Raw genomic sequence first — 13,919 nt, forward strand, 5'->3', positions numbered from 1 at the left:
GCGGGTTTTCTCTAACCACCGGCATGACGCGCATCGTGCGTGCTTTGTTCTATTCAGGTTGATTGTTGTGCCCCGACTGTATGTAACCCTGGCCGCCTGGCTGGTGCTGCTGATGCCCGCCCTGGCGCTGACCAGCCCCGTGGGCGGCCCCGCCGTTCTGTATCTGAGTGCCTTGATCGCCCTGACCGCGATCACCATGAACGCCGTCAAGCGCTACGAGCCCATGGATTTCCGCGCGCTCTGGCCCCTTTCCCTGGCGCTGCTGTCGCCGCTGGCCTGTCTGCTGATCACCTCGGCCGTGAAAGGCATGTGGAGCAGTTCCGAACTTGAGAAACTGCTTCGGTTTGCCTTGGCGCTTCCCGTCCTGTGGTTGCTGCTGCGCGCGCCGCAACGTCTGCTTCGCCATATCGAATGGACCATCCTGGCCGGTGCGCTGGCCGGGTCCATCCTCTTGATCGTGACGATGCTCTCGGGCGGCCGCGGCGCGGTGGTCGAGGTGGGCGGACGCTACAACGCCGTGGCCTTTGCCAACATGGTGCTGCTGCTGGGCGGCATGACGTTGCTGTCGCTGGGCTGGGGGCCGGGCTCGCGCTGGCCGCGCCTGGAAACGGCGGTCAAGCTGGTGGCCGTGGCGCTGGCCGTGGTCGCGACCTGGCTGTCCGAGACCCGGAGCAGCTGGATGCTGTTGCCCATTCTGGGCCTGGTCTTCCTGCTGGGCCTGCGCAACTGGCGCCGGCGCCACAAGGTGTACTGCGCGCTGGCTGTCTGCGTGGCGCTGGTCGCCAGCGCGGCGGCCATCTGGACCTTCAGCAGCCGCATGCAACAGATCACCCACGACGTTCAGGGCTTTTCCACGTCGGCCAACCGCGATACGTCGTTCGGCATCCGGCTGCAGCTGTGGCATGCCTCGTTCCTGATGTTCGAAAAGAGCCCGATCGTGGGCATCGGCCCCAGCCGGTTCCGCGAGGAACTGCGCGAGCTGCAGAAGCAGGGCATCGTGACGCAGGAAGTGGTTGATGGATTTGGCGAGCCGCACAACGACCTGCTGGCCGCCATGGCGGGATACGGCCTGCTGGGTCTGTTGAGCATGCTGGCGCTGTATCTGGTGCCGGCGGGCGTGTTCTTCCGGCGCCTGGCCAGCGACGACCGGGTCATCCGGGTGGGCGCGCAGATGGGGCTCTTGTTCTGCCTGAGCTACTGCGCGTTCAGCATGACCGAGATGATGTTCCGCAATATGCGCAGCGTGCCCACCTATGCGCTCATCATGGTGGCGCTGATTGCCCTGACGACGCCGCGGCCGCAGCGCGTCGCCCCGCCCGGGGGCTAGGGCACGCGGGCATCGTCCCGCCGGCCGGGTTGAAGAAGAACGCAAGGCGCGAGTCGCCTTGCGTTTTTTTTTGTGGAAATTGAGCTAGATCAAAGTGACTAGTCAAATCGAATTCAAACGAAGTTTGAAATAGTATGCTCGTCGGTCGGTCTACATAAAAAGTGACAATCCGCTGATTTTTGTTTCGAGTCGCGGTCATGCAGAAGAGAGTCGATGAGTCATTCCAGCTTGCGCAGGGAACTGTTGTGGTTCGTGTTTGCCATTGGCGCCGCCGTCCTGGCGCTGGGCGTGTGGGACGCCTGGCAGCGGCGCGCCGAGATGATGGAGGACCGCAAGACGGAGCTTCGCCACGTGATCGACATGGCTGCGGGCGTCGTCAGCGGGGGCAAGCGGCGCGTGCAGGAAGGCGTGCCGCTGGCCGAGGCCAAGCGCGACGTGGCGCGCCAGCTGTCGGCAATGCGGTACGGCGCAGATGGTTATGTGGGCGCGTTTGGCGACGACTACGATCTATTGGTGCATCCCGACGCGAAGCGGGTGGGCACGAACGTGCGCGCCACGCGCGACAGCGACGGGCAGCCCCTCTTTGAGAACCTTTACGCGCAAGGCAAGGCGGGCGGCGGCTACGTGCGCTACCTGTTCCCGCGGCCGGGCGCCGAGGATCCGCTGCCCAAGCTGACCTACGCAGCCTACGACCCGGAATGGGGCTGGCTGATGTTCACGGGCCTGTATGTCGACGACGTCGACGCGGCGTTCTACGGCACGCTATGGCGGCAGGGCAGCGTGACGCTGGTGTTGCTGGCTCTGGTGCTGACGGCGGCGCTGCGCTTTTTCAGCACGCATATCCTGCGGCCGCTCGATGAGGCGGTGGCCGTGTGCGAGCGGGTGGCCAATGGGGACCTGTCCAGCGCCATCTCGCACCATCATCGCGGCGAAATCGGCCGGCTGTTCGGCGCAATGGCGCGGATGCAGCAGCGGCTGGACGCGGCGGTGCGCACCATCGTGCATTCCACCGCGTCCATTGCGGCCGCCTCGCGCCAGATCGCCGCGGGCAGCGTGGACCTGTCGGACCGCACGGAACAGCAGGCGGCCGCCTTGGAGCAGACTGCGGCCAGCGTGGAAGAGATCACCGCCACGGCCCGGCAAAGCGCCGAGCACGTGCGCGAGGTCAGCGCGTTGGCCGCCGAGGCCGCGCGCCTGGCCCGGCAGGGCAGCGACGAGACGCAGCACGCCATCGATGCCATGCGCGAGATCTCGCACAGTTCGCAGCGCATCGACGAGATCATCCGGTTGATCGACGAGATCGCGTTCCAGACCAATATCCTGGCGCTGAACGCTGCCGTCGAAGCCGCGCGCGCTGGAGAGCAGGGCCGCGGCTTTGCCGTGGTGGCAGGCGAAGTCCGGGCCTTGGCCCAGCGCTCGGCCACGGCCGCCAAAGAGATCAAGACGCTGATCGAGGCCTCGTCCGCATCCGTGGCGCGCGGCAGCCAACGCGTGGAGCAGGCAAGCGCCACCATGGGCAGCGTGCTGGAATCGGCGGCCACCAGCGCGCCGCTGATGAGCGAAATCGCCACGGCGTCCGGCGAGCAAAGCGCGGGCATCGAGCAGATCAACGTGACCGTGACGCATCTGGACGGCGCCACCCAGCAGAATGCCGCACTGGTGCAGGAGTTCGCGGCCTCGGCCGCCACGCTGCACGGACAGGCGGGCGACCTGGCGCGCGCCGTGTCGATCTTCAGGCTGTCTGCAACCGGTCAGCCGATGCCGGGATGAGGTCCAGGGCGCGCCGCAGCCGCGCGCTCAGCTCGCGGCTGGCGGGCATCATGGGCAGGCGCAGCTCGTCGGCGATGAGGCCCTGCATGGCCAGCGCGCGCTTGACCGGCGCGGGATTGGGCTCGCTGAACAGCAGCCGGATCAGGGGGCGCAAGGGGTCGAAGCATTCGCGCGCGGCCTGCGCTTCGCCTGCCTGTGCCAGCGCCATCAGCGCGACAAAGCGCTCCGGATAAAGGTGCGCGGCCGCGGGAATGGCGCCGCGTCCGCCCGCCAAAAAGTGGTCCAGCAAAGCCAGGTCCTCGCCGCATAAGGCGTTCAGCCGGCCCCGCGCATTCAAGGCGGCCAGCACGGCCGGATTGCATTCCTTCACCGCGCCGAAGTTGGGCAGCACCGCCAGCGCCTCCATGGTTTCGACCGTCATGGCGACGCCCGCGCGCTTGGGGATGTTGTACAGGATGATGGGACGCTCGGTGGCCCACGCGATCTGCCGGTAGTGCCACAGAATTCCGGCCTGCGACGGACCCAGGTAATACGGCGGCGGGACCAGGTAGCCGACCGGAGCGTAGCGGTCCAGCCGGCGCACCGCCGTGGCGACGCCCCGGGTATCGACGCCGCCCACGCCCAGGACCATCGGCAGCGCGTGCGCGTCGCTGTTGATGGCCTCGATCATCTCGATCTTCTCCGGCATGCTCAAGAGGTTGCCCTCGCCGGTGGAGCCAAAGAGCACCAGGCCGGCGATGCCGGCGTTGCGGTAATAGCGGGCCAACGCCTGCGCGGCGTCCAGATCGACGCGGCCACCCCGCATGGGCGTCACCATCGGCAGCCACAGGCCCTCGAACATGGGTTTGGCGCTGGGGTGCATGGCTCAGCGCTCCGTGACGGCAGTCGCCGGGCGCGCCGGCCCGAATTCCGCACTGGGCAGACCGCGCATGACCGCGGACATCATGGCGTCCAGTTCGCCGCATTCGCATTGCAGTTCCAACGTGCTTTGGGCGTGCGCGTGGTCCACCGACAGCAGGTAGACGCCAATGCGGTCGCCCAATGCGCGGTGCAGGACCAGCCGCACGTTCAGCGCGTCCAGCGTATCGATGCGCACGGTCAGCGAGATCAGGCGGCATTGCGGTTGCGGCGCGGGCGAGGCGACGGCGGCGGCTATCGGAACCTGGCGAAGGCGCGGTCGGGGAATCATGGCGGTTTGAGGGCGGGGGCCGTTGAGGGCGTCCCGCGTATCCGGTGGGTTGATGACGATTCCACTATAGGAATCGCGCCGTAAAACCTGCCGATAAATGCGCGTGTGCCGCGTAAAAACCGCGTCAACGGCAGGCGCCGGTCAGAACGTCTTGGTCACCGATAGGAGACCGGTGGCGCGGCCCATGTCGCGACCCCGGGTATTGGTGTAGACGGCGCGGTCGGCGTTGGTGTCCAGATAGGCCAGCGAGACGGACAGGCCCTGGCCGAAGTCCTTGGTCAGGCCCAGCTTCCAGTCGGTATAGGACCCGTTGTCGACGTTGCGCACGATCTGGCGGCCCGCATGGGCGTTGATGACGAGGCCCCAGATGCCGGTGTCGAAGTTGCCCGACAGATCGAAGTACTGGCTGTACTTGCTGTCGGCAAAGCCGAACAGGTTGGTCAGCGCGAAGGAGTACTTGAACATCACCGGGCCGTAGCCGATGCCGGCGTAGAGTTCGGTGGTGTCGGGGCTGGTGAAGCCGGACGGATAGTCGCCCGGGTAGTAATACTGCAGCACGCCCAGGTCCACGGGCACGCTGTTCGTCAGATTTCCCTTGTAGCCGCCGTAGAAGTCCATTTCCACCGGCGCGGAGACGTCGCTGTTGCTGTCGTTCAGCCAGCTGATGCTGGAGTTCCAGTTGCCCAGGTAAAAGCCGCTGGCGTGCGCGAGGTCGAAGCCGCCTTGGATGGCGGGCTGGTTGTTGGTCTGCATGAGACCGCGATAGCGGTACTGACTGGCGAGCGTGACGTTGGCCGTCAGGGAATACGGCGACACGGCATCGGCGGCCACGGGGGCGTCGGCGGCTTGCGCCAGGGGAACGAGGGAAAGCAGCGCCACTGCGGCAAGGGTGTTGCGGGGCATGGAAAGCCTCCTGGTGTTGAGCGGACCGCAACAATAGGAGGACCGGCATAAAGCGCGAGACAAGACTCGCGCCATGCGCGTAAAGCGCGCATCAAAACGGCGGTGCGCGCGAAAGATCAGCCCGCGAAGCGGTAGCCCACGCCGATCTCGGTCATCAGGAACACGGGCTGCGCCGGATCGGCCTCGAGCTTCTGGCGCAGATGGCCCATGTAGATCCGCAGGTAGTGATTGCTCTCGACATGAGACGGCCCCCATACCTGCCGCAGCAGTTCGCGGTGGGTCATGACCTTGCCCCGATGGGCCAGCAGCGCCGCCAGCAGGCGGTATTCCATCGCGGTCAGGTGCACGTGCTGGCCGGCGCGTTCGACCACGCGCCGCGAGAAGTCCACGCGCACGTCGCCAAACGCGATCTCGGCTGCATTGCCCGCGCCGCCCCGCCCATGCCTGCGCAGCAGCACGCGCAAACGCGCCAGCAGTTCACTGACGCCGAAAGGCTTGGCAAGGTAGTCGTCGGCGCCCGCGTCCAGCGCCGCGACCTTGTCGGCTTCTGCGCTGCGCGCGGACAGCACCAGCACCGGCACTTCGGTCCAGCCGCGCAGCTCGCGGATGAGCGTCATGCCGTCCTCGTCGGGCAGGCCCAGGTCCAGCACGATCGCGTCGGGCTGGCGGGTGCCCGCCTCGATCAGCCCGCGTTTGACGGTGTCGGCTTCGTGCACCACGCAGCCTTCGCTTTCCAGGGCCTGGCGCACGAACCGCCGGATGTTGGCGTCGTCTTCGATGATGAGGACTATGGGCTGGAAATCGAACATGGGGGTACTCAGGCGGTTTCGGGTTGGATCTCGGGCGGGACGCCCAGCGGCAGGCTGAAGACGAATTGCGCGCCGCTGGCCTGGCCGGGCGCGTGTTCGACCCAGATGCGGCCGTGGTGGGCGGCGACGATGGCTTCGCACACCGCCAGTCCCAGGCCGACGCCAGGCGTGGCGGACTCGCGCTCGCCGCGCGTGAATTTTTCGAAGATGCGGCGCTCGGCGCCGGGCGCCACGCCCGGGCCGTTGTCGGCGATGGCCACGCGCATTTCGCGCCCGTGCGCTTCGGGTCCCGGCGTTTCGGCCTCGTGCACGACGGCGTGAATGCGCAGCGTGCTGCCGGCGGGCGTGTATTTGGCCGCGTTCTCCAGCAGATTGCACAGCACGCGTTCGATCAGCACGCCATCGCATTCCACCAGCGGCAGCGCCGACAGCGGCGCGACCAGGACCTCGCGGCCGGCCAGCGGTTCGCGCATGGCCGCCAGCGCGGCGCCGACCAGCTCTTCGATGGATTGCCATTCCAGGCGCAGCGGCGTATCGCGGCTTTGCAGCCGCGCCATGTCCAGCAGGTTGACCACCAGCGCGTGCATGCGCTGCGCCTGATCGCGCATGGCGCGCACCGTGTCCTGCACGCCAGCGGGCAGCGCCTGCCGCTCGCGCATCAGCGTGTCGGTCATGCCCACCAGGCTGGTGAGCGGCGTGCGCAGGTCGTGCGAAACCGCGGCCAGCAGCGAGTTGCGCAGTTTTTCGGATTCCATGCTGACCACGGCCTGCTGCGCAACCTCGACATAGTGCAGGCGTTCGAGCGCAATGGCGATCAGGGTGGCGTAGGCCTCGACCTGGCGGCGCGTGTCCGGATTGCCGTATAGGCTGCGGCGGGGCGCGTCCAGCACCAGCACGCCGCGGGTGCGCATCGGCGCCTTCAGCGGCAGGTACAGCAACCCGCTGTTGGACAGGGTGGCGGTGCCGGCGCCCGCAGGCTGGCCGTGGTCGTACACCCACTGCGCCAGCGCCGATTCGGGCGCGGACATGTCGCTGTCGGCGGGCACCGCCAATTTCAGGCGGTCGTCCAGGCCCAGGATGTAAAGCGCGCAACGCGCGCCAAAGGTGGCATGCACGAACGAGCCGGCCAGCGCGACGATCTGTTCGGGCAGCAGGGCGGAGGACAGTTCGCGCGCGAATTCGTAGAGGCTGCGCGCGTCGGCCTCGCGCTTGACCGACGCCTGCGCCTGCAAGCGCAGGCCGGCGGTAAGCTGGCCGATCAGCAAGCCCACGCCAAGCAGCACGCCGAAGGTCAGCAGGTACTGCACGTCCGACACGGCGAACGAAGACAGGGGCTGCACGAAGAAGAAGTCAAACAGCCCGACGCTGACGACCGACGCGAGCGCGGCTGGCCCGCGTCCGTGCCGCAGTGCGACGGCGGCCACCGCCAGCAGGAACAGCATGACGATGTTGGTCTGGTGCAGCGCGGGGAAGACGAGTGAGGACAGCGCCGTGGCCACGGCGCAGTAGCACAGCGCCCACACGTACCCCGCCAGTGGCCGGGCGGCGCGTTCGTCGTCGGCTGCGCGCGCGCGGCGGCCCAGCGTGAGCGGGTCGCGTTTGGCGGGTGCGTGCTGGGGCACGGGCGGCGCGCCCAGCCGGATGATGTCGATCTCCGGGCACCCGGCGGCGAGCTGGTCGGCGAAGCTGTGGCGCCGCCACAGCCAACCGTGCGACATGCCGGCGGTCAGCAACGCCGTCAGCGACAGGCGCAGGCGCTGCCATCCGCCGGCGCGGGTGCGGCCCACGATCACCTTGGTGATGTTGTGGCGGCGGACATAACGCACGACGGCGTCGACCATGTCGCCGCCGGCCAGCGTCTCGGTGCGCGCGCCCAGCGCGTCGGCGAGCGCCAGGCCGTGCTGCAGGCGCTCGGTTTCGGCGGCGGCGGGCGGCGCGGCGCGCGGCGTGTCGATGGTGACGACATGCAGATCGCAATCGAGCTGCTGGCTCATGCGATGGGCGCTGCGGATGACATACTCGGCGTCGGCGTCGGACCCGATGCAGGCCACGATGGCTTCGCGCGTGCGCCACACGGACTCGATGGCGCGGTCGCGGCGGTAGGCCTGCACATCGTCGTCCACGTGCTCGGCCGTGCGCCGCAGCGCCAGCTCGCGCAACGCGATCAGATTGCCCTTGCGAAAGAAATTGCGGGAGGCGTGCCGCGCCTGTTCGGGCAGGTAGACCTTGCCTTCCTTCAAGCGGCGCAGCAGTTCGTCGGCCGACAGGTCGACCAGCATGACCTCGTCGGCCGCGTCGAACACGTCGTCGGGCACCGTTTCCCAGACGCGCACGCCGGTGATGCTGCCCACGGCTTCGTTCAGGCTGTCCAGGTGCTGCACGTTCAGCGTGGTCCAGACGTCGATGCCGGCCGCGAGCAGCTCCTGGATGTCCTGCCACCGCTTGGCGTGGCGCGAGCCGGGGGCGTTGGAGTGGGCCAGTTCGTCGACCAGCACCAGCGCCGGACGGCGTCGCAACGCGCCGTCCAGGTCGAATTCCTTGAGCACGTGGCCGCGGTAGGCAACGTCCCGAAGCGGCATGACCGGCAGGCCATCGAGCAGCGTCGCGGTCTCGCGGCGGCCGTGGGTTTCGACGATGCCCGCAAGCACGTCCGTGCCCTGTGCGGCCTGCGCGCGCGCCGCCGCCAGCATGGCGTAGGTCTTGCCCACGCCGGCCGACGACCCGAAATACACGCGCAGCTTGCCGCGCACCGCCTGCCGCTCGGCGGCGTCCAGGGTTTTCAAGAGCGCGTCCGGATCGGGACGCTCGCCAGCGATGTCAGCCATGAACGCGCAAGGAAGGGGAGGAAACGGCTGGCAATACTATACGCCGCGCCATCAGCGCGGCCCGCGCAGCTTGTCCAGCGCCAAGTTCAGCGTCAGCACGTTGACCGCGGGGCTGCCCTGCACGCCCAGCCAGGGCGTGGCGGTGTGGGCCTGAATCAGCGCATCGACCTCGCTGCGCGGCAGATTGCGGACCCGCGCCACCCGGTCCGCCTGATAGGCCGCGGCGGCCGGACTGATGTGCGGGTCCAGCCCGCTGCCCGAGGCGGTGACCAGGTCGGCCGGGACCGGCGCGGCGTTGTCCGGATCGGCCGCCTTCAACGCGGCGATGCGCGCCTGGACGGCCTCGGCCAGCGCCGGGTTGCGCGGGCCAAGATTGGAGCCGCCGGAGGCCGCCGCGTTGTAGGGCATGGGCGCCGTGGCCGACGGGCGGCCCCAGAAGTATTGCGGCGAGGTGAAAAATTGGCCGATCAACGCGGATCCGGCCACCTTGCCGTCCTGCTCAATCAGCGAGCCGGCGGCCTGGCGGGGGAATACGGCCGACGCGATGCCGGTGGTCAGAAACGGATAGGCCAGGCCGGTGATGAGCGACAGCGCGGCGAAGACGGTCAGCGCGGGGCGCAGGATGCCGCCTTGGCGCGGCGCGGAAGTTGCGGTGGTCATGAGGAATTCCTTTGCGTGGAGGCTTGCAAGGCAGTGGCAGGGATGACGACGGCCGTCACGCCCAGCCCAGCGCGGCCAACACCATGTCGATGAGCTTGATGCCGGCAAACGGCACGATGAGCCCGCCCAGGCCATAGATGAGAAGGTTGCGGCGCAGGAGCACCGAGGCGCCCAGCGGGCGGTAGCGCACGCCCTTCAAGGCCAGCGGGATCAGCACCACGATGATCAGCGCGTTGAAGATCACGGCCGACAGGATGGCTGAGGACGGCGTCGCCAGGCCCATGATGTTCAGCACGCCAAGCTGCGGATAGACGGTGGCGAAGGCGGCCGGGATGATGGCGAAGTACTTGGCCACGTCGTTGGCCACGCTGAACGTGGTGAGCGCGCCGCGCGTCATCAGCATCTGCTTGCCGATTTCGACGATCTCGATGAGCTTGGTCGGGTTGGAATCCAGGTCCACCATGTTGCCGGCTTCCTTGGCGGCCTGGGTCCCCGAATTCATCGCCACCGCCACATCGGCCTGCGCCAGCGCGGGCGCGTCGTTGGTGCCGTCGCCCGTCATGGCGACCAGCCGGCCCTGCGACTGGTAGTCGCGGATGAGCTTGAGCTTGGCCTCGGGCGTGGCTTCCGCCAGGAAGTCGTCGACGCCAGCCTCCGCCGCGATGGAGGCGGCCGTCAGCTTGTTGTCGCCGGTGATCATCACGGTCTTGATGCCCATGCGGCGCAGCTCGGCAAAGCGCGACTGGATGCCGGGCTTGACGATGTCCTTGAGCTCGACCACCCCCAATGCGCGGTTGCCGTCGCTGACCATCAGCGGCGTGCTGCCGCGCCGCGCCACGTCTTCGGCCAGGCGCAGCGCCTCGGCGGGCACCGTGGCGTCCTGCGCGGCCAGCCAGGCCTGGATCGCGTCGACCGCGCCCTTGCGGATCCTGCGCTCGCCGAGGTCCGCGCCGCTCATGCGCGATTGCGCGGTGAATGGCACGAACTCGATGCCCGCGATGCGCGGCGCGGGCGCATGGATGGCCTTATCCGCCAAGGCCACGATGCTGCGGCCTTCCGGCGTCTCGTCGGCCAGCGAGGCCAGGCGCGCGGCATCCGCAAGTTCTCGCGCGGACACGCCGGGCGCCGGCAGGAAGGTGGACGCCTGGCGGTTGCCGAAGGTGATGGTGCCGGTCTTGTCCAGAAGCAGCACGTCGACGTCGCCCGCGGCTTCGACCGCGCGGCCGGACGTTGCGATCACGTTGGCGCTCATCATGCGGCTCATGCCCGCCACGCCGATGGCCGACAGCAGGCCGCCGATGGTCGTGGGTATCAGGCAGACCAGCAACGCCACCAGCACGGTCACCGTGACCGCCGCGCCGCCGCCCGCCGCCGCGACGGCGTAGAGCGAGAAGGGCATCAGCGTGACGACGACCAGCAGGAACACCACGGTCAGTCCTACCAGCAGGATGGTCAGCGCCAGCTCGTTGGGCGTCTTCTGGCGCCGGGCGCCCTCGACCATCGAGATCATGCGGTCCAGGAAGCTCTCGCCGGGATCGGCGGCGATGCGCACGAAGATCCAGTCGGACAGCACGCGCGTGCCGCCGGTGACGGACGAGAAGTCGCCGCCCGACTCGCGGATGACGGGCGCGGACTCGCCCGTGATGGCGCTTTCGTCGACGGAGGCCACGCCGGCGATGACCTGCCCGTCGCCGGGCACCGTGTCGCCGGCTTCGACCAGCACGACATCGCCGCGGCGCAGCAGGCCCGATGGCTGGTTGACGGCCTGGCCGCGCCAGTGCGCCGGGTCCGCATCCAACGCGTCGTCGTCGCGAAAGCCCTTGAGCAAGTGCGCGTCGATGGTGGCGCGCAGGCCGCGCAGCGTGGCCGCCTGCTGCTTGCCCCGGCCTTCGGCCAGCGCCTCGGCGAAGTTGGCGAACAGCACGGTGAACCACAGCCACACGGCGATGCCCAGGATGAATCCCGCCGGCGCCTCGGCCTGGCCGCCGAGGGCCATGATCCACAGGACCGTGGTGAGCAGGCTGCACACGTAGACCACGAACATCACGGGGTTCTTGACCTGCGCGGCGGGCGACAGCTTGCGCAGGCTGTCCAGAAGCGCGGGACCCACCAGCGCCCGCGACCAGAGGCCAAAGGGTCGGGCCGCGTCAGGTCGGGCCGCGTCAGTCCGCGCCGCGCTCTGCTTGCCCGCGTTCTGTTGACCCGGTTCGCCGGGCACGGACGCGCGGGCGGCTGTACTGCCGTCAGATCCGATGGTTTGCATTTCAATCTTGGCCATGTTCTTTCCTAGCCTTCTTGCATCAGGGTTGCAGGTGTTCCGCGACCGGGCCGAGAGCCAGCGCGGGCACATAGGTAAGGGCGCCGACCAGCAGCACGGCGCCGATCAGGAGCGTCACGAAAAGCGGGCCGGTGGTCGGCATGCTGCCGGGGCCGGCGGGCAGCCGGCGCTTGGCCGCCAGCGAGCCGGCCATGGCCAGCACCGCGACGATCACGGCGAACCGGCCGAACCACATCGCGATGCCCAACAGGACGTTGTAGAAGGGCGTGTTGGCGGACAGCCCCGCGAAGGCGCTGCCATTGTTGTTGCCGGCCGACGAGAGCGCGTACAGGATCTCGGAGAATCCGTGGATGCCGGGATTGAGCACGCCGGCCTGGCCCGCCGCCACGGACACGGCCAGCGCCGTGCCGCCCAGCACCAGCAGCGGCGTGGTCAGGATGACGATGGAAACCATCTTCATGTCATAGGCCTCGATCTTCTTGCCCAGGTATTCGGGGGTGCGCCCGATCATCAGCCCGGCGATGAAGACGCCCAGGATGGCAAAGGCCAGCATGCCGTACAGGCCCGAGCCCACGCCGCCGAATACGACTTCGCCCAGCTGCATGAGCAGCATCGGCGACAGGCCGCCCATCGCGGAGAACGAATCGTGCATGCCGTTCACCGCGCCGCAGGACGCCGCCGTGGTGACCGTGGCAAAGAGCGACGTGGCCGCGATGCCGAAGCGCGTTTCCTTGCCCTCCATGTTGCCGCCGAACGTCGCGGCGCCGGCTTGGACGGCCATGGGATTGGGCTGCTGCTCGAAATAGGCGGTGGAAAGCGCAAAGACGGCGAATAGCGCCGTCATCGCGGCCAGGATGGCGATGCCCTGGCGCCGGCTGCCCACCATCTCGCCAAAGGAAAAGCACAGCGCGGCGGGTATCGCCAGGATGGCAAGCATCTGCAGGAAGTTCGACAGCGGCGTGGCGTTCTCGAAGGGGTGCGCCGAATTGGCGTTGAAGAAGCCGCCGCCGTTGGTGCCCAGCAGCTTGATCGATTCCTGGGACGCGACCGGCCCCATGGCGATGGTCTGCGTGCGCGTGGTGGCCGGGTCGGTGACCTGCGCGCCGGCTGCGTCCAGCACGGGCTGGCCTTGCGCGTCCACGCGGGGCTGTTCGTAATGCACGGTCTCGACCGTCTGCACAGCCTGGTAGGGGCTGAAGTTCTGGATCACGCCCTGACTGACCAGCGCGAGCGCCAGCACGAGCGACAGCGGCAACAGCACATACAGCGTGCAGCGGACCATGTCGGCCCAGAAATTGCCCACGGTGGCCGAGCAATGCCGGGCCAGCCCGCGGATCAGCGCAAACACCACGGCGATGCCGGTCGCCGCCGACATGAAGTTCTGCACCGTCAGCGCCAGCATCTGCGTCAGGTAGCTCATCGTGGACTCGCCCCCGTAACCCTGCCAGTTGGTGTTCGAGACGAAGCTGATGGCCGTATTCAGGGCGGAATCGGGCGACACGGCGCCCAGGCCGGCGGGGTTCAGCGGCAGCAGCCCCTGCACGCGCTGCAGGGCATAGACGGCGGCGATGCCGATCAGGTTGAAGAACAGCACGGCGGCGGCATAGCGTTTCCAGCCCATTTCCGCCTTGGGGTCGATGCCCGCCAGCCGGTAGATGCCGCGCTCGAGCGGCCGTCCCCAGGCCGTCAGCCGCGAACGGCCGTCTTCCATCGCGACGCGGATGTAGCGGCCCAGGACGGGCGCAATCGCAAAGAGGACTGCCAGGTATAAGACCAGCAGCCCGACGAATTCGGGGGTCATCAGAATTTCTCCGGTTTGAACAGCGCGACCAGCAGGTACACGAACAGGAATGCGGCCGTCAGGCCGCTTAGCCAGTAGAGCCAGCTCATGACTGCGCTCCGGCCGACAAGGCGTCGCAGAACCGGACGAGCGCCCAGGTCAGCCCGGCCATCGCGGCAAAGAGCCCGATATAGACGAGATCCACGTTTTTTCTCCCCGGGAGGCTTGCTCCCTTCGAACAGGCCTGCGCGGCAAAAGGCGGATGCGTGCCGGGCAGGCGAGGTGTCCATTGAAGACACCGGCAGGTTACGGAGGGGGGGGTAAAAACGGGGTATAGCTTGGCGGGCGGGGTGTAAACGCCGTGTAAAGAGCGGCTGG

General features: G+C 68.2%; 11 protein-coding genes. 2 read left to right on the top strand and 9 right to left on the bottom strand.

All coding sequences use genetic code 11. The features are described from left to right. Positions 1-67: 67 nt before the first annotated feature. Complete coding sequence (locus V6V88_RS05085) at positions 68-1,327, top strand: O-antigen ligase family protein (RefSeq protein WP_062840391.1); 1,260 nt, start codon at positions 68-70, stop codon at positions 1,325-1,327. Positions 1,328-1,540: 213 nt separating this feature from the next. Further along, a complete protein-coding gene (locus V6V88_RS05090) occupies positions 1,541-3,097 on the top strand; it encodes a methyl-accepting chemotaxis protein (RefSeq protein WP_062840392.1) in 1,557 nt (518 codons plus the stop codon). Here the strand turns inward: V6V88_RS05090 and V6V88_RS05095 are convergent. From V6V88_RS05095 to kdpF, 9 genes are all read right to left on the bottom strand, one after another. Continuing rightward, the gene (locus tag V6V88_RS05095; RefSeq protein ID WP_062840393.1) at positions 3,060-3,959 is read right to left on the bottom strand and encodes a 4-hydroxy-tetrahydrodipicolinate synthase; all 900 of its coding nucleotides are present in this window, start codon (positions 3,957-3,959) and stop codon (positions 3,060-3,062) included. The genes V6V88_RS05090 and V6V88_RS05095 overlap by 38 nt on opposite strands. A 3-nt stretch (positions 3,960-3,962) precedes the next feature. Further along, entirely contained in the window at positions 3,963-4,286 is a 324-nt protein-coding gene (locus V6V88_RS05100) for a hypothetical protein (RefSeq protein ID WP_223574420.1), read from the bottom strand. Positions 4,287-4,427: 141 nt separating this feature from the next. After that, the gene (locus V6V88_RS05105) at positions 4,428-5,189 is read right to left on the bottom strand and encodes a TorF family putative porin (protein ID WP_062840394.1); all 762 of its coding nucleotides are present in this window, start codon (positions 5,187-5,189) and stop codon (positions 4,428-4,430) included. 116 nt (positions 5,190-5,305) lie between these two features. Then, positions 5,306-5,998, bottom strand: coding sequence for a two-component system response regulator KdpE (gene kdpE / locus V6V88_RS05110; protein WP_062840395.1), 693 nt, complete (start codon positions 5,996-5,998; stop codon positions 5,306-5,308). A gap of 8 nt (positions 5,999-6,006) precedes the next feature. Continuing rightward, positions 6,007-8,823 carry a sensor histidine kinase KdpD gene (locus tag V6V88_RS05115; protein WP_338618196.1) on the bottom strand — a complete coding sequence of 939 codons (2,817 nt, stop codon included), beginning with the start codon at positions 8,821-8,823 and terminating at the stop codon, positions 6,007-6,009. Between the two features lie 51 nt (positions 8,824-8,874). Continuing rightward, positions 8,875-9,483 carry a potassium-transporting ATPase subunit KdpC gene (gene kdpC, locus V6V88_RS05120; RefSeq protein WP_338618197.1) on the bottom strand — a complete coding sequence of 203 codons (609 nt, stop codon included), beginning with the start codon at positions 9,481-9,483 and terminating at the stop codon, positions 8,875-8,877. Between the two features lie 55 nt (positions 9,484-9,538). After that, positions 9,539-11,761: a potassium-transporting ATPase subunit KdpB gene (kdpB, locus tag V6V88_RS05125; RefSeq protein WP_338618198.1), complete on the bottom strand. Its 2,223-nt coding sequence runs from the start codon at positions 11,759-11,761 to the stop codon at positions 9,539-9,541. 22 nt (positions 11,762-11,783) lie between these two features. Further along, entirely contained in the window at positions 11,784-13,562 is a 1,779-nt protein-coding gene (gene kdpA / locus V6V88_RS05130) for a potassium-transporting ATPase subunit KdpA (RefSeq protein ID WP_338618199.1), read from the bottom strand. Continuing rightward, the gene (kdpF, locus tag V6V88_RS05135; protein WP_056321339.1) at positions 13,562-13,651 is read right to left on the bottom strand and encodes a K(+)-transporting ATPase subunit F; all 90 of its coding nucleotides are present in this window, start codon (positions 13,649-13,651) and stop codon (positions 13,562-13,564) included. The genes kdpA and kdpF overlap by 1 nt, the downstream gene beginning before the upstream one ends. Positions 13,652-13,919: the final 268 nt, after the last annotated feature.

Source organism: Achromobacter sp. E1 (assembly GCF_037039475.1).
Taxonomy (GTDB): domain Bacteria; phylum Pseudomonadota; class Gammaproteobacteria; order Burkholderiales; family Burkholderiaceae_B; genus Achromobacter; species Achromobacter mucicolens.